The sequence below is a fragment of the Microbacterium altimontanum genome (assembly GCF_058349865.2).
In genome coordinates, this window is sequence record NZ_JBYRJB020000004.1 from 173,518 (window position 1) to 188,728 (window position 15,211).

The 15,211-nt window shown below is 69.9% G+C and carries 18 protein-coding genes and 1 tRNA gene; 12 read left to right on the top strand and 7 right to left on the bottom strand.

The features are described 5' to 3' along the window. The first annotated feature begins 11 nt into the window (after nucleotides 1–11). From obgE to AC3RX1_RS08150, 9 genes are all read left to right on the top strand, one after another. Complete coding sequence (gene obgE / locus AC3RX1_RS08110) at nucleotides 12–1,511, top strand: GTPase ObgE (RefSeq protein ID WP_491500721.1); 1,500 nt, start codon at nucleotides 12–14, stop codon at nucleotides 1,509–1,511. Continuing rightward, nucleotides 1,508–2,374, top strand: a complete 867-nt coding sequence (gene proB / locus AC3RX1_RS08115; RefSeq protein ID WP_491500722.1) for a glutamate 5-kinase — start codon at nucleotides 1,508–1,510, stop codon at nucleotides 2,372–2,374. The genes obgE and proB overlap by 4 nt, the downstream gene beginning before the upstream one ends. A 9-nt stretch (nucleotides 2,375–2,383) precedes the next feature. Beyond that, a complete protein-coding gene (locus AC3RX1_RS08120) occupies nucleotides 2,384–3,643 on the top strand; it encodes a glutamate-5-semialdehyde dehydrogenase (protein ID WP_491500723.1) in 1,260 nt (419 codons plus the stop codon). A gap of 60 nt (nucleotides 3,644–3,703) precedes the next feature. Further along, nucleotides 3,704–3,928 (top strand): hypothetical protein, encoded by a 225-nt coding sequence (locus AC3RX1_RS08125; protein ID WP_491500724.1) that lies wholly within the window; start codon nucleotides 3,704–3,706, stop codon nucleotides 3,926–3,928. A 10-nt stretch (nucleotides 3,929–3,938) separates the two neighbouring features. Continuing rightward, nucleotides 3,939–4,535: a nicotinate-nucleotide adenylyltransferase gene (gene nadD, locus AC3RX1_RS08130; RefSeq protein ID WP_491500725.1), complete on the top strand. Its 597-nt coding sequence runs from the start codon at nucleotides 3,939–3,941 to the stop codon at nucleotides 4,533–4,535. Beyond that, on the top strand, nucleotides 4,532–5,695 hold the full coding sequence (locus AC3RX1_RS08135; RefSeq protein ID WP_491500726.1) for a hypothetical protein: 1,164 nt from the start codon (nucleotides 4,532–4,534) through the stop codon (nucleotides 5,693–5,695). The genes nadD and AC3RX1_RS08135 overlap by 4 nt, the downstream gene beginning before the upstream one ends. Beyond that, the gene (gene rsfS, locus AC3RX1_RS08140; RefSeq protein ID WP_491500727.1) at nucleotides 5,692–6,069 is read left to right on the top strand and encodes a ribosome silencing factor; all 378 of its coding nucleotides are present in this window, start codon (nucleotides 5,692–5,694) and stop codon (nucleotides 6,067–6,069) included. The genes AC3RX1_RS08135 and rsfS overlap by 4 nt, the downstream gene beginning before the upstream one ends. 74 nt (nucleotides 6,070–6,143) lie before the next feature. After that, a tRNA-Ala gene (locus AC3RX1_RS08145) sits at nucleotides 6,144–6,219 on the top strand. 140 nt (nucleotides 6,220–6,359) lie between these two features. Further along, nucleotides 6,360–6,521 (top strand): hypothetical protein, encoded by a 162-nt coding sequence (locus tag AC3RX1_RS08150; RefSeq protein ID WP_491500728.1) that lies wholly within the window; start codon nucleotides 6,360–6,362, stop codon nucleotides 6,519–6,521. A gap of 166 nt (nucleotides 6,522–6,687) precedes the next feature. Here the strand turns inward: AC3RX1_RS08150 and AC3RX1_RS08155 are convergent, their stop codons facing one another. Continuing rightward, on the bottom strand, nucleotides 6,688–7,410 hold the full coding sequence (locus AC3RX1_RS08155) for a DUF981 family protein (RefSeq protein WP_491500729.1): 723 nt from the start codon (nucleotides 7,408–7,410) through the stop codon (nucleotides 6,688–6,690). Between the two features lie 145 nt (nucleotides 7,411–7,555). Here AC3RX1_RS08155 and AC3RX1_RS08160 point away from each other — a divergent pair, with 145 nt between their 5' ends. Together AC3RX1_RS08160 and AC3RX1_RS08165 are read left to right on the top strand one after the other, a co-directional pair. Beyond that, the gene (locus tag AC3RX1_RS08160; RefSeq protein WP_491500730.1) at nucleotides 7,556–8,902 is read left to right on the top strand and encodes an ABC transporter permease; all 1,347 of its coding nucleotides are present in this window, start codon (nucleotides 7,556–7,558) and stop codon (nucleotides 8,900–8,902) included. After that, nucleotides 8,895–9,749, top strand: coding sequence for an SDR family NAD(P)-dependent oxidoreductase (locus AC3RX1_RS08165; protein ID WP_491500731.1), 855 nt, complete (start codon nucleotides 8,895–8,897; stop codon nucleotides 9,747–9,749). The genes AC3RX1_RS08160 and AC3RX1_RS08165 overlap by 8 nt, the downstream gene beginning before the upstream one ends. 42 nt (nucleotides 9,750–9,791) lie before the next feature. Here AC3RX1_RS08165 and AC3RX1_RS08170 read toward each other — a convergent pair whose 3' ends face one another. The 6 genes from AC3RX1_RS08170 to AC3RX1_RS08195 all read right to left on the bottom strand — a co-directional run bounded on the left by AC3RX1_RS08170 (nucleotide 9,792) and on the right by AC3RX1_RS08195 (nucleotide 13,971). Continuing rightward, on the bottom strand, nucleotides 9,792–10,055 hold the full coding sequence (locus AC3RX1_RS08170; protein WP_491500732.1) for a hypothetical protein: 264 nt from the start codon (nucleotides 10,053–10,055) through the stop codon (nucleotides 9,792–9,794). Nucleotides 10,056–10,083: 28 nt separating this feature from the next. Then, a complete protein-coding gene (locus AC3RX1_RS08175; RefSeq protein WP_491500733.1) occupies nucleotides 10,084–11,214 on the bottom strand; it encodes a baeRF2 domain-containing protein in 1,131 nt (376 codons plus the stop codon). Beyond that, nucleotides 11,207–11,440 carry a hypothetical protein gene (locus AC3RX1_RS08180; protein ID WP_491500734.1) on the bottom strand — a complete coding sequence of 78 codons (234 nt, stop codon included), beginning with the start codon at nucleotides 11,438–11,440 and terminating at the stop codon, nucleotides 11,207–11,209. The genes AC3RX1_RS08175 and AC3RX1_RS08180 overlap by 8 nt, the downstream gene beginning before the upstream one ends. Nucleotides 11,441–11,622: 182 nt before the next feature. Beyond that, nucleotides 11,623–11,808, bottom strand: a complete 186-nt coding sequence (locus AC3RX1_RS08185) for a DUF1918 domain-containing protein (RefSeq protein ID WP_491500735.1) — start codon at nucleotides 11,806–11,808, stop codon at nucleotides 11,623–11,625. 58 nt (nucleotides 11,809–11,866) lie between these two features. Further along, on the bottom strand, nucleotides 11,867–12,436 hold the full coding sequence (locus AC3RX1_RS08190) for a cysteine hydrolase family protein (protein ID WP_491501008.1): 570 nt from the start codon (nucleotides 12,434–12,436) through the stop codon (nucleotides 11,867–11,869). Nucleotides 12,437–12,468: 32 nt separating this feature from the next. Further along, nucleotides 12,469–13,971, bottom strand: a complete 1,503-nt coding sequence (locus AC3RX1_RS08195) for a purine-cytosine permease family protein (RefSeq protein WP_491500736.1) — start codon at nucleotides 13,969–13,971, stop codon at nucleotides 12,469–12,471. A gap of 72 nt (nucleotides 13,972–14,043) precedes the next feature. On the opposite strand from AC3RX1_RS08195, the gene AC3RX1_RS08200 reads away from it, so the two are divergent. Next, complete coding sequence (locus AC3RX1_RS08200; RefSeq protein ID WP_491500737.1) at nucleotides 14,044–15,201, top strand: PQQ-dependent sugar dehydrogenase; 1,158 nt, start codon at nucleotides 14,044–14,046, stop codon at nucleotides 15,199–15,201. The last annotated feature ends 10 nt before the right edge of the window (nucleotides 15,202–15,211 follow it).

Below are 15,211 nucleotides of genomic sequence, written 5' to 3' on the forward strand. Positions count from 1 at the left end.
CGAGGCACGCGATGGTCACCTTCGTCGACCGCGTCACGCTGCACCTGCGTGCGGGCAAGGGCGGCAACGGCTGCGTGTCGGTTCGTCGTGAGAAGTTCAAGCCGCTCGCCGGCCCCGACGGGGGCAACGGCGGCAACGGCGGCGACGTCGTGCTTGTGGCCGATCCGCAGGTGACGACGCTGCTGTCGTACCACCACTCGCCGCACCGCGCCGCGGGCAACGGCGGCTTCGGCATGGGCGACAACCGCTCGGGAGCGCTCGGCGAGTCCCTCGAGCTGCCGGTCCCCGTCGGCACGGTGGTGCGCGACGCCGACGGTGAGGTCCTCGTCGACATGATCGAGCCCGGGATGCGCTTCGTCGCCGCCCCGGGCGGTCGCGGCGGCCTCGGGAACGCTGCCCTCGCCAACACGAAGCGCAAGGCGCCTGGCTTCGCCCTGCTCGGGACACCCGGGTGGGAGGGCGATGTCGTCCTCGAGCTGAAGACCGTCGCCGACGTCGCGCTCGTCGGCTTCCCGTCTGCGGGCAAGTCGAGCCTCATCGCCGCGGTCTCGGCCGCTCGCCCGAAGATCGCCGACTACCCGTTCACGACGCTTCACCCGAACCTCGGTGTCGTGCAGGCCGGCGAGGTCCGGTTCACGATCGCCGACGTCCCCGGCCTCATCGAGGGCGCGAGCGAGGGGAAGGGGCTCGGCCTCGAGTTCCTGCGCCACGTCGAGCGCTGCACGGCACTCGTGCACGTGCTCGACTGCGCGACCCTGGAACCCGGCCGCGACCCGCTCACCGACCTCGACGTCATCCGCGCCGAGCTCGCCGCGTACCCCGTGCCCGAGGGCCAGGTGCCGCTGCTCGAGCGACCGCAGCTGATCGCGCTGAACAAGGTCGACGTCTCGGAGGCGAAGGATCTCGCCGACCTCGTCCGCCCGGAGCTCGAGGCGCAGGGCTACCGCGTCTTCGAGATCTCGACCGTCAGCCACGCCGGACTCCGGGAGCTGAGCTTCGCCCTGGGCGAGATCATCGCGCAGCATCGCCTGGAGCAGGCCCACAAGCCCGCCGCGCCGCGCATCGTCATCCGTCCGCGCGGGTCGCAGCGGGAGTTCGAGGTGCGCGTGGAGGGTGGGACGTACGGGTCGCTGTACCGCATCCTCGGTGAGAAGCCGGAGCGCTGGGTGCAGCAGACCGACTTTCAGAACGACGAGGCCGTCGGATTCCTCGCCGATCGCCTCGACAAGATCGGCGTCGACGATCAGCTCTACAAGGCCGGTGCCATCCCCGGCGCCACGGTCGTCATCGGACCCGGCGACGGCGTCGTCTTCGACTGGCAGCCCTCGCTCACGTCGGCCGCGGAGGTCATGGTCGCCCCGCGCGGCTCCGATCCGCGGCTCGACCCGAACGCGCGGCGCACGACGGCCGAGCGCCGCGAGCGCTACCACGAGCGGATGGATGCGAAGGCCGCCGCCCGCGCGGAGCTGGAGGCGGAGCGCATCGAGCGGGCCGACGAGGAGGAGGGATGACCGCCCTCGGCCGGTCGGAACTGCCCGGCGCCCGTCGGATCGTGGTGAAGGTCGGCTCCTCGTCGATCAGCGGCGACAAGGCCGCCAGCATCCCGTCGCTGGTCGCGGCCCTCGCGGCCGCCCACGGCCGGGGAACCGAGGTCGTGCTGGTGTCGTCCGGTGCGATCGCGACCGGCATGCCGCACCTGCGCCTCACCACGCGCCCGAATGACCTCGCCACCCAGCAGGCGGCAGCCGCGGTGGGCCAGAACGTCCTCATCTACCGCTACCAGGCGGCCCTGCGGGAGTACGGCATCGTCGCGGGTCAGGTGCTGCTCACCGCCGGTGATCTCGAGAACCGCGTGCACCGGTCGAACGCGCAGCGGGCGATGGAGCGGCTGCTCAATCTGCGCATCCTGCCGATCGTGAACGAGAACGACACCGTCGCGACCCACGAGATCCGGTTCGGCGACAACGACCGGCTCGCCGCCCTCGTCGCCCGCCTCGTGCACGCCGACGCCCTCGTGCTGCTCAGCGACATCGAGGCGCTGTACACGCGGCCGCCCGAGCAGCCGGGTGCCCGGCCCATCGACCATGTCGGGTACGGGCAGGACCTGGGCGGCTTCGAGTTCGGCGCGGTCGTGGTCAACAGTGTCGGCACCGGGGGAGCGGCGACCAAGGTGTCGGCCGCGCGCCTCGCCGCGGCATCCGGTATCGGAGCGCTTGTCACGAGCGCCGACCTCGTCGCCGAGGCGCTGTCCGGCGCCCACGTGGGCACCTGGTTCGCCCCGAATCCGGCTCCGGTCGACCAGCCGCTCACGGGACCGCTGAGTGCGGTGTCACAAACGGGCGCCCAGCCGGGGCCGGATGCGGCCGCTGGATAGACTGAGCCGATGACCGAGCCCGCCGCCACCGCCCGCGAACGACTGAGCCGCGCGAAGGAAGCGGCCCGTCAGGTGGGCCTGCTCGGCGATGAGCGCAAGCGCGACGCGCTGCTGGCGATCGCGGATGCGGTGGAGCGGGATGCCGCAGCCATCGTCGCGGCGAATGAGCGGGATCTCGCCCACGGACGCGAGACGGGTCTCGCCGAGGGTCTGCAGGATCGCCTGCGCCTCGACGAGACGCGCGTGGCGGCCCTCGCGGCCGCGGTCCGCGACGTGGCGGCCCTGCCCGATCCGGTCGGCCGCGTGCTCGACGAGCGCACGCTGCCGAACGGCGTGCAGCTGCAGAAGGTCGCGGTGCCGTTCGGCGTCGTCGGCGCCATCTACGAAGCACGTCCCAACGTGACGGTGGACATCTGCGCCGTCGCGCTGCGCTCGGGCAACGCTGTCGTGCTGCGCGGGGGAACGGCGGCGCAGCACACGAATGCGGCCCTCGTCGCCGCCATCCGCGCCGCGCTGGCGGCGTCGGGGATCGATCCCGAAGCGGTGCAGACGCTCGACGACTTCGGCCGCGAGGGGGCGCGCGAGCTGATGACCGCCCGTGGCCTCATCGACGTGCTCGTCCCGCGGGGGAGCGCCCAGCTGATCGAGACCGTGGTGACCGAGTCGACCGTACCGGTGATCGAGACCGGCGCGGGAGTCGTGCACATCGTCCTCGACGAGTCGGCGCCGCTCGAGTGGGCACGCGACATCGTCGTGAACGCGAAAGCGCAGCGCCCGAGCGTGTGCAACGCGGTCGAGACGGTGCTCGTGCACCGTGCGGCGGCGGATCGCCTGGTCGGCCCCGTGGTGGCGGCGCTCCAGGATGCCGGGGTGACAGTGCACGGTGACGAGAGCACCGCGGCGCTGGCAGCGGGTGTCGTTCCCGCGACCGACGACGACTGGGCCCTGGAGCACCTGACGCTCGACCTGTCGATGCGGGTCGTGGACGACCTCGACGCGGCGCTCGCGCACATCCGGCAGTACTCCACCCACCACACCGAGTCGATCATCACGGCCGACGACGGGAACGCCGAGCGCTTCCTGGCGGAGGTGGATTCGGCGGTGGTGATGGCGAACGCGTCGACCCGGTTCACCGACGGCGGCGAGTTCGGCTTCGGTGCGGAAGTGGGGATCTCGACGCAGAAGCTGCATGCGCGCGGACCGATGGGTCTGGCGGAGCTGACGAGCAGCAAGTGGCTGGCGCGGGGCGCCGGGCAAGTGCGCGCGTGAGCGCCTAGACTGTGTCACGGCGCTTCAGCCGCGCCGCCCAACCTGTGAAACGGAGTACCGATGACCTTCGCCTCGCTGATCGCCCTCGCCGCTGAAGAGGCCGAGCACTCCGGCAACATCATGCTGGAGACGATCTGGTACCCCATCGTGGCGATCGTGGTCTTCTTCGCACTGGCGATCGTCACGCTTTCCTACCGCAACGTCTCGAACCGCCACTCGTCGAAGGCGGAGGCCTACGCCCGCGAGCACGACGCCGAACTGCAGCGGACGGGGCACGGCCACTAGGCCCATCCCGATGACGGCGACGCGAGCGCCCCGCGTCGGGGTGATGGGCGGGACGTTCGATCCCATCCACCATGGGCACCTGGTGGCGGCATCCGAGGTGGCACAGTCGTTCGACCTCGACGAGGTCGTGTTCGTGCCGACCGGGAGGCCGTGGCAGAAGCACGAGGTCACCTCGAGCGAGCACCGGTACCTCATGACGGTCATCGCCACGGCATCCAACCCCCAGTTCACGACGAGTCGGGTCGACATCGACCGCGGCGGGCTGACGTACACGATTGACACGCTGCGCGACCTCAAAGCGGAGCGACCTGACGCCGAACTCTTCTTCATCTCGGGAGCCGACGCCGTAGCGCAAATTCTCAGTTGGAGGGACCATGATGAACTGTGGGATCTCGCCCATTTCGTCGCGGTCTCGAGGCCCGGGCACGTGTTGAACACGGACGGCCTCCCGAGCGACGACGTCAGCCAGCTCGAGATCCCCGCGTTGGCGATCTCCTCGACGGACTGTCGGGAGCGTGTGCGTGAGGGCCACCCGGTGTGGTACCTCGTGCCGGATGGGGTCGTCCAGTACATTGCGAAGCATCATCTTTACCGGAGCAAGGCATGAGCACACCCGATGAGCCTGACACTCCGCCGCTGACCCGCAGACAGCTGCGCGAGCTGCGGAACACCGGCGCGACCTCGATCATCGTCGCGCCGGAGGCGACTGACGACGCGTCGCCCACGGGGCAGGCGAGCGGAGAGCAGCCGGCCGACGGCGAGGCACGCACCGACGCCGCCGAAGGCGGCCAGTCGACGGAGCACGCCTCCGCGACCGAGGCCGACGACGCGACGGCCGACAAGCGCGCGGGCGAAGAGGCGACTGCGCCGGCAAGACCCGCGGATGCGGCGAAGCAGGCCGCGGCCCCGCTTGCACGCCCGGCCGAGCCCGCTGCCGTCCACACGGCGCCGGTTCCCGACGCGAGCGTCGACCTGGGCGCCTCGCCGCTGACGCGACGCCAGGCGCGCCAGCAGGAGCGCATCCGCACCGCGTCGGTGCCCGTCATCAGCCCTGACATCGCCTCCTCGCAGATTGGCCCGGCGCCGACACTCACCGGCGCCCGCACCTCGGTCATGGAGTCGGAGGCGCCGGCACCCCAGCAGGGCACGTCCGAGACCGGCAGTGCAGACGAGGTCGGCGAGCTGTTCGACCGCCTCGAGACCTCCGAGCCCGAGGCGCTGGCACCGGCACCCGAAGCCGCGTCCTCCAAGCCGGTCGCCGACCGGGCAGTGCTCAACCCGATGTTCGGGGCGGGTCTGCTCACGGGCCAGACCGCGACGGCGCAGTCCGCCTCGTCCTTCGAGCAGCTGCTCGCGCGCGACGTCGACACGACCGGCTCGGTCTCGGCATCCAGCGCCCTCATCATGTCGCACGCATCCGTCGCTCCGCTCGTCGCTCCGATCGACGGCACGGGCGAGGTGCTCGTCACGGGCACGTTCGCGCTGCCCGAGGGGCTGGGCTCGACGGGTCACGCGCGGGGAACCGCCGACGGACGTGAGGCCGACGCCGTGCTCGTCGACGGCGAGCTGCCGGCTCACTCGTCGCCCACGCCGATCGCCGCGAGCGCGGCGGTCAGCACCATCAAGGCCAACCAGGACATCATCCAGCCGCCGGCACCCGAGAAGGGCAGCAAGCTCATGCTGTCCCTCGCGATCACGGCGGGAGTTCTCGCGCTGGCTCTCGTGGGCGTGCTCGTCTACGCCCTCGCGAGCGGAGTGATTTCGTGACTGCGACCGCGCAGGCGGTGGAGATGCTGCAGATCGCGGCGCACGCGGCGCAGTCCAAGGTCGGTGAGGACCTGGTGGCGCTCGACGTCTCGGAGCCGCTGCCGCTCGTCGACATCTTCCTCGTCGTGTCGGGTCGCAGCGAGCGCAATGTCGCGGCGATCGCCGACGAGGTGGAGGACAAGCTCCTCGAGGCCGGCCACAAGCGTCTGCGGCGCGAGGGGCGCCAGGAGGCCCGGTGGGTGCTGCTGGACTTCGGTGACCTCGTGGTGCATGTGTTCCACGATGAGGAGCGCATCTACTACGGCCTCGAGCGGCTCTGGAAGGACTGTCCGGTGGTCCCGATCGAGGATGCGGCGACGGTCACCGCCGAGTGACCGCTCGATTTCGTCCCGGCTTTCGGATGTAGTAATCTGAACGGGTTGCTCCGGAGAGATCCGGAGCGAAATCTGGGCCTGTGGCGCAGCTGGTAGCGCACCTGCATGGCATGCAGGGGGTCAGGGGTTCGAGTCCCCTCAGGTCCACCAATAGCCCGGTCCTCCGGGGTTTTTCGGTTTGTTCGCCCGCCTTCGACGACGCACCGCGGTCGGTGGGAGGATCGAGCAGGTCCACTCCGCCTGCAGGGCCTCCTGTGCGGATTTGCGCGGCGTGAAGCTACGATGGGGTCATGAAGGACCCATCGGACGAGGATGCCCGGTCGCGCTACCGCCATCTGGAACCGCCGATCGCCTTGGATCAGACGACGGAACTGGTGGATGTCTCGGCGGTCCCCGAGCCGCAGGACGAGGCGTACCGCGAGCAGGAGTGGCTCATCCGAACCGTGGGGTGAGCTGACCGCTCTCCGGCATGCGGGCAGCGGCCACTGCGCAAGTCCCACTAAGCGAGGACGCCTGCCGCCGTACGTCGGAAGCAGGTCTGACCGCCGAGAAGCAGGCTGACACGCTGCGCCCGCGGTATCGGATGCCCGACCGCCTGGCACGGACGTCCTCACATGCTCAGCCCATCGTGTGGACGATGAGGCCGATGTGTGTGAAGAAGTTGAGTGCGCCGAACAGGAAGAAGCCGAGGCCGGGCAGGCCGATGCAGATCCCCACGATCCACTGCCACACTGTCCGCGGCGCTCCCGTATGTAATCCACGCAACGCGAGCGGGAACAGCACTGCCCCGATCCCAGTGACACCGAACATGCCCGACATGAACGTCGCCTCCACCCACGGCCACTGCGCAAACGCGCCACTGATGGGTTCCTCGGGTGGCGCGGCGAAGAGCTGGAAGATCAGGCCCGCGAACGCGATCGCGCCCAGCGCCAGGCCGAGGCCCACGATGACGATGCCGAGCGGCGCGATGACAGAAGCCAGCTCGCCCGCGCGATCTTCGGTGTCCGGAACGGTCTTGCGTCGCCAGAGGAAGGTGGCACACCCGAGCAGCAGGACGCCGAAGCCGAGGCTCGGCTCGCCGAAGATGATGTTGTCGAACGGGAAGTACTTCGCGAACGGCCAGGTGAGGGTCATATGTGTCCCGGTGATCGTGAGGACCGCCCCGAGCACCAGGAAGGTCACCGCATAACCTTCCAACCGCACGGGTTTCCCCTGCTGCAAGGCTCGCGCGAGCCACACGATTGTGAGCATGCCCGCGCCGGCAGCGACCGACATGATGGTGTTGTAGGTGGGCATCTGGGTCCAGTCGATGACCAATGCCGCTGTCATGATGCCGTTCATACCCCAACACTGCTCTGGTCGGGGCCGTACAGGGCAGAGGGTTGAAGAACGAGCCGCCTCTCACTACATTTCGGGCGCGCTCGCATCGACACCTTCCGCCGTACGCTGGACGCGTCGGCGCACGTCGCCGGGGAGGAGTCGGCCGATGGCGGAGAAGGACGGACAGGAGAAAGGATACCGCCGCTGGTTCCAGACGCTGCACCCGTCGCTGCAGCTCGTGCTCCTGCAGCTGTGGATGCCGCTGTTCTTCATCGTGATGTTCTGCGTCTGCTACGTCGCCGCATTCCACGCTCCGTCTCCGCATGACGTGCCGATCGGCGTGGTCGGCTCCGCTCCGACGCTCGAGTCCGCACTCGAGTCCGCGCTCGAACGCGCGGTCGGCGGCTCCATCATCCTGACCCAGTACGACTCCGCTTCCGCAGCCCAGGACGCCGTGCGCAGCGGCGCGGCCGCCGTCGCATACGACCCGGGCGAACGCATCCTGTACGTCGCAAGCGCTCACCAGATACAGGCATCGACGCTGCTCCAACGCTCACTCGTGCCGGCACTCAGCGCGAAGGCGACCGGTGTGACGGTCCACGACCTCGCGCCGCTTCCTCCGCATGACGCCTTCGGGATGACCGCGATGTACCTCATGCTCGCGTGGTGCATCGGCGGCTACATGACCGCCATGTTCATCGGCCTCATGGGCGGTCCGCTCGGGCACCGCACGCGCATCGCGGTGATCGTCGGGCTGGGCCTCGCGATTTCGCTCGTCACCAACCTGCTGGTCGGTCCCGTGATCGGTGCGATCGACGGGCACTTCTGGCCGCTGGTGCTCATGGCCTGGGGATGGATCGTCGCGATCGGTCTCGCCGTCAACGGCCTCAGCTACTTCTTCGGCAGGTTCATCGCTCTGCCCGCGATGGTGGTCTTCGTGTTCCTCTCGGTCCCGGCATCCGGTGCGGCATACCCGCCGTGGATGATGCCGCAGCCCTTCGCGTGGCTCAATAACGTCGTGGTGGGAAGCGGCATCACCGAGATGATCAAGCACACCGTGTACGGCGTCGGTCCGGGTGCCGCCCGCGGCCTCATCATGATGGCCGCGTACGCTGTCGCGGGCATCATTCTGATGCTGATCGGCAAGCCGTACTGGGAGTCCCGCCGCTCGCGTCGCGTGGTCGCAGGCAAGACCACGATGTTCATCGACGCGCAGAACGCCAACCGCGATCTCCTCGTCCATCAGCGTCGCCAGATCCTGGCACACCATGGGCTCGCCGTGAGCGAGACCGGCACCATCCGCACGCTTGACCAGGACGCCCAGGAACGTCGGGAGAGAGCACGGCGCGCGTTCGAAGAAGAAGCCCCCGACGAGGCGAACACGGTCCTCGGGCCCGCCGGTGGGCTCGAGAACGATGATGTCGCGCTCCCGGATCGCGAGGACCACGGCACCTGGATGCCGCACGCCCGAGACGCGAAGACGAGCAGGGGAGAAGGAGAAGATCATGGGTGAGGGACGAGTCGTCGTGATCACCGGGGCGGCACGAGGAATCGGACGCGCCACCGCCGTGGCATTCGCACAGGCGGGATACCGGGTGGCCGGTGCCGACATCGCCGCCGTGGCCAGCGCGGTGATGGACTACGAACCGGCGACCCGCGAGGACCTCGCGCACACCGGCGAGCTCGTGGAGGGAGCCGGTGCCGAGTGGCTCCCGCTCGTCTTCGATCAGCGCGATCTGCCGGCGGTGCGCGCGGGATTCGCGGAAGTCGTGAGCCGGTTCGGCGGCGTCGACGTCGTCTTCGCCAACGCGGGGATCCAGGGATTCGCGCCCCTGCTGCAGATGAGCGATGAGCTCTGGCACGACCAGATCGACATCAACCTCACCGGCACGGCGAACGTGCTGCGCGCCGCTGCACCGCTTCTCGTGGAACGCGGCGGAGGACGGATCATCATCACGTCGTCGACGCAGGGCCAGCACGGAACGCTGAACGGCAGCGGGTACTCGGCCTCGAAATGGGGTCTCATCGGCCTCATGAAGTCGGCAGCCCTCGAGCTCGGGCAGTACGGCATCACCGTGAACGCCGTGATCCCGGGCCTCATCGACACCGCGTTGACGCGGCACGAAGACCGCTACGCGCAGCTGATCAGCACCGGCGGCAACGAGCCGACGGGCGACGTCGAGAAGGACGAGCAGACAGCGGCGGCCGCTCGGCAGAAGAAGCTGCCGCTCGGCGTGCCCTGGCTCCAGCCGGAGGACGTCGCTCCGCTCGTGGTGTTCCTCGCCTCCGAGAAAGCCCGCATCGTGAGCGGCACGAGCTTCGCGGCGACCGGCGGCGACAGCGCCAACATCACGGCATGACCACGTCGGTCGATGCGGAGGATGCGTCCGTGTGACGCCGTCTCAGAAGTCCTCGCCCTCGGCCTGCGACGGATGCCCCTCCTGCTCCAGCGCCTCGCCCTTGCCCGGGTGGTCCGGATCCTCCCCCTCGGCCTGGCTCGGCTTCGGCGCCTGATCGCTCTCCGGGTGATCCGACGGGCGCGTGGCCTCACCGCCCTCCGGGTGATCCTCGACCTTCGCCGGTGGCTGGTCCATCAGGAATGACCGCTCGGTGTGCACCTGACTGCCGTCCTGCGGTTCCCCTGCACCGTTCTGCGACTCGTCCATCTCGCCCCTCACTGCCTGTTGTCCTCTCTCAGTCCGCATTCTCCGTCCAGCGCAGCAACGCGACCGGCGCTTCTGCCGGTCCGTCGGGGCGCGGCTGACCCTCGGCCGGCTCGTCGCCCACCACGAGCACCCGCGCATCGGTCAGCAGCGCCGCCCGAGCGAGCGCCTCGGCCATCGCCACACGCGCGACCTCCTGCGCGCCCGGCATGGGCTCCTCCGCCGTCGAGACCCAGGGCGCCGCGTCGAGCGCGACCAGCGGCGCGTCGAGATCGATGAGCCGCGCGTCGAGCAGCAGTGTGTCGACCTGGGCCTGCTGCAGTGCCGCCACCACATCGGCGGTTCCGGCCGCCCGGCGCGCGCCGTCGTCCATGGCAGCCCGGTCGCGGGCGGAATCCTCCGCCTGGCGCTGCACGTCCTGCAGGGCCTGTTCGATCGCCTCGTCGAGCGCGGTGTCGTCCGCGCCGTCGGCCTTTGTGTGCGCGTCGACCTCCACGACGAGGTCGCGCGAGGCGGGAGCGAGCGCATCGATGAGAAGCTGCCGCGCGCGCACGTCACCCGACACGATCACGAAGCGGGGACGATCCCTGCGCACGAGACGATCCACCGCCGCGGCGACGTCATCCTGATTCTGCTTCCAGATCTCCTCGGAGCGTTCCTGGTAGCGCAGATGCGACCAACCGCCCGCCTGCACCTTCGGGAGGTCTTCGGTTCGTCCCTCGATCTCGGTGTCGACACCCGTGCCGGCGCGCCCTGCGCGTTCGCTGCGGATGCGCGCTCCTTCGCGCCCCGCCTCGACCACGAGGTAGCGGGTGTCGGTCGCGCGATGCCGCAGGAGCGGAAGGACGGGCGGGAGCACCGCGTGCCCGACGCGCTCCGGCCCGACCCGGGCACCGGTGAGCTTCTCGTCGACGACGACATCGCCGCCCCGGACGAGAAGGTAAAGCGTGGAGGGGCTCGGCATGCCGGCGTCGCCGCGCAGCACGGCGTCGACGGCGTCGATGTCGCCCTGTGGGGCTCCAGCATCCGCGAGTCTGTCGCGCACGCTGCGCCGCCGCTCCTCCTCGGCCGGCGTCGGCTCGTCGCTGTGCCCGTCGATGTAAGCGAAGGTCCAGTCGCCCGGCTCCGCCAGCACGCTGGTCAAGGCATCCGTGTCAGTCATTCCGTCGCTGATCCTCGTCGTTGGCGCCGCCGCCGGCGGCCGATTCGTCTTCCCAGAACGCCTCTTCGACGTCCGGCGCATCGGTGTCATCGGGCAGCGGCTCGGTCTCACGGAACGGCTCGGCGTGCGGACTGCCATGCCCCTGGACCATCCCGCGGGTCTCCTGCTCCATCTGCTCGTCAAGATTCGGCCCGTGCTTGGTGTTGCCGCGTTGTGCGTCGGTCATCTCCACTCCCTTCGCTTGCCGCCGACGCTAAGTCGGCCTGCCGGGGCAGTGCAGGGGGTTGCCGGATCGACAGCGACTCGCTAGGTGTAGTTCCCTGGGAGGTTGTGAACGCGTGACATAGAGAAGACCTCCGGCAAGGACTCGGCCGACGAGCCGCTCATCGACCTTCGCCCGCGCAGGGCTCACTCGGCCGGGAGGATCTCGCAGTCCGTGCCCGGTGCGAGGACCGCCTCGTGCCCGTCGTCGAAGCGCACGCGCAGAGTGTGGACATCGGCATGCTCCTGCACACCGACCACCTCGCCGAGACGCTCGACAGCGCCGACCGTCTTGCCGTGGATCCGGACCCGGTCACCGACTTTCGCATTCATTGTGGCTCACCTCATCGCCAGGATACGCCGCGGCATCCCGCCCGTCACGAGGTCGCCGTCATGCCTTCGCAGCCAGGACCGCTGCGGAGTCGACGATCTCGATCTGCGGCGGATACAGGCCGAGCACATGCAGTGCGGCGGCCTGGTTCTCGGCTGTGGAGCCCGCGCACGCATCCGCCGCGATGGTGACATGCACGCCGGCGTCGGCGGCCGCGAGGGCCGTCGAGATGACGCAGCAGTCGGTCGACACCCCGCACAGCACGAGCCGCCGAGCCGCACCCGTGATCGCTGCGAGCTCCGGCCCCCACTTGCCGAAGGTCGGCAGATCGAGAGTGGGCCGCGGCGTCAACGCCGCGGCATCCGGAACCAGGGCATACAGCGGATCGCTCGCCGGCACGTCGGCGAAGGGCCACGCCGCGAAGTAGTCGCCCCACGCCGTCGACCGGTCGGCGGTCGGCACCCACCGCGTCACCACGATCCGGTCGCCGAAGGCCGCCGCGAGCTGCGCGATGTGCGCGAACGCGTCGGCGAAGAACGGAGAGCCCCACGGCGAGTCGGGCGAGGCGAAGATCGTCTGCGGATCGATGACGACGAGCCACGGCGCCTCGCCTGCGGCGCCGTCGCTCAGCGACCGGCGCCGCTCGCCGGCAGCGTCGTCGGTCAACGGGCCGACCCCTGCTCCTGTGCCCGGATCTTCGCCGCCCGGGCGAACCACGTCACCAGGAACGAGAGCACGAGGGCGAAGAACACGCCGAGGTTGGCATAGGCCCAGTCGCCGTCCTTACCGCCGACGACGAAGAGCAGGTAGCCCTGCCAGTTGTTCCACGGGGCGTCTTCGGCGAAGTTGTTCACGACGAACCCCCACCCGATCACCGAGGTCACCACCATCGTGCCGATCGAGACCCAGTCCCATGAGCCGTAGCGGCCGCGCGGGTCGAACAGGGCGTCGTCGTCGTAGTCGCGGTGGCGGCGCAGGATGTCGGCGATGAGGATCCCGGCCCAGGAAGCGAGCGGCACGCCCAGGGTGATGAGGAAACTCTGGAACGGGCCGAGGAACCCCTGTGCGAAGAACACGACCCAGATCGTGCCGATCGTGAGGATCACGCCGTCGATCGCCGCCGCCGAGGGACGCGGGATGCGGATGCCGAGGCTCAGGAGCGTCAAGCCCGACGAGTAGATGCCGAGCACGGCTCCCGAGACGAGGGCGAGGATGGCGGTGATCAGGAACGGCACCAGCACCCAGATCGGCAGGATCCGCGCGAGTGCGCCCACGGGGTCGTTCTGCACGGCGGTGAACAGCTTCTCGTCGGAGCCGGCGAGCAGCAGACCGAAGATCACGAGGATCACCGGAGCGATCGCGCCGCCGAAGGTGTTCCACCCGATGATCGCGCCGTCCGACGCGGACCGCTTCTGGTAGCGCGACCAGTCGGCGGCGATGTTGATCCACCCCAGGCCGAACCCGGTCATGACCATCACGAGGGCGCCGACGACCTGGCCGATGCTGCCGCTGGGATGAGCGAGCACCGCCGACAGATCGATGTGCGGGATCGCGAGGATGATGTAGACGATCGTGACGATGCCGGTGATCCAGGTGAGCACCGACTGCAGCTTCATGATCGTGTGGTAGCCGAGGACGGATGCCGTCACGATGAGGGCCGCGACCACGACCGTCGCGATGAGCTTCACCGCCACGCCGCCATCGCCGCCGAGCTGCGTGATGATCGTGGCGGTGGCCAGCACCGCGGTGATCGAAAGGAACGTCTCCCAGCCGATCGACGTCAGCCACGACACGATCCCGGGCACCTTCTGGCCGTGCACGCCGAACGCGGCCCGCGAGAGGACCATCGTCGGCGCCGAGCCGCGCTTGCCGGCGATCGCGATGAGCCCGCACAGGAAGAACGAGACGACGATCCCGACGATCGAGACGATTGTCGCCTGCCAGAACGAGATGCCGAAGCCCAGGACGAACGAGCCGTACGACATGCCGAACACCGACACGTTGGCGGCGAACCACGGCCAGAACAGGTCGCGGGGCTTGGCGGTGCGCTCCGAATCGGGGATGATCTCGATCCCGGTGCGCTCGATGAGCGTGGAGCTCACAGCGGTGCGGGATGCGTCGGATGACGTGGACACGGTGCCTCCTGCGGCGTCGGGTGTCCCCATCCTGGCACCGTTGCCGCCTCACGCGCACGCACGCTGCTTGCGCCGCGCCGGCCGAGCGGCGAGGCTGAGCCCATGGGACGGGCCTCCCGCGCGATGTCGGTCACCGCGGCCGCGATCGCCGCGCTGCTGCTGCCACTGCTGCTGGCTGGCTGCGCCCCGGCAGAGCAGCCCGCTCCGTCGACGCCGGCGAGCGGCGGGCCCCAGACGACGCCCGGCGCGACGTCCTCGGCGGGCGGCCCGCAGACGCTCGGCGCGCCGGAGACGATCGCAACGGGTCTGGAGTCGCCGTGGTCGGTGATCCCGGTTCCGGGTGGCGGCGCCCTCGTGTCGCAGCGCGACGACGCGAAGATCGTGGAGATCGACGCGGACGGCGCGAAACGCATCGTCGGCGTTGTGCCGGGGACAGTGCCCGCCGGGGAGGCCGGGCTCAACGGGATCGCGCTGTGGACCGGCGACGGCGGCACGTGGCTGTACGCGTACCATGCGACCGCGGACGGCAACGAGGTCGTGCGCCTGCCGTTCGAGGGGGAGCCCGGCGCATACCGGCTCGGCGCGGCGCAGAGCGTGCTGCGCGGCATCCGCTCGTCGTCGAATCACAACGGCGGACGCTTGGCGTTCGGGCCCGACGGGATGCTCTACGTCACCACCGGGGATGCCGGACGCCCCGACGATGCTCAGGACCGCGCGAGCCTGAACGGCAAGATCCTGCGCATCACGCCGAAGGGCGAGCCCGCACCCGGCAACCCGTTCGGGACCGCCGTGTACAGCTACGGCCACCGCAATGTGCAGGGGCTCGCCTGGAGCGCCGACGGCACGATGTGGGCCACCGAGTTCGGGCAGAACACGTGGGACGAACTCAACGTCATCGTCCCCGGCGGAAACTACGGCTGGCCGGTCGTGGAAGGCCGCGCGGACGATTCGCGGTTCCGCGACCCCGTGCGGCAGTGGCCGACCGATCAGGCGAGTCCGAGCGGCCTTGCCGCCGTCGGCGACACCCTCTACCTCGCATGTCTGCGCGGTGAGCGGCTGTGGCAGGTGCGGACGGAGGGCGCACGGGCTGTCGGCGACCCGGTCGCGCTGCTCACCGACCGCGGTCGGTTGCGCGACGCGGTGACGGATGCGTCGGGCGCTCTGTGGGTGCTGACCGACAACACCGACGGGCGGGGGAGTCCGCGGCCGGGCGACGACAGACTGCTGCGGTTCGCGGTGACCGGTGCGCCGGCACACTAGCGTGACCTCC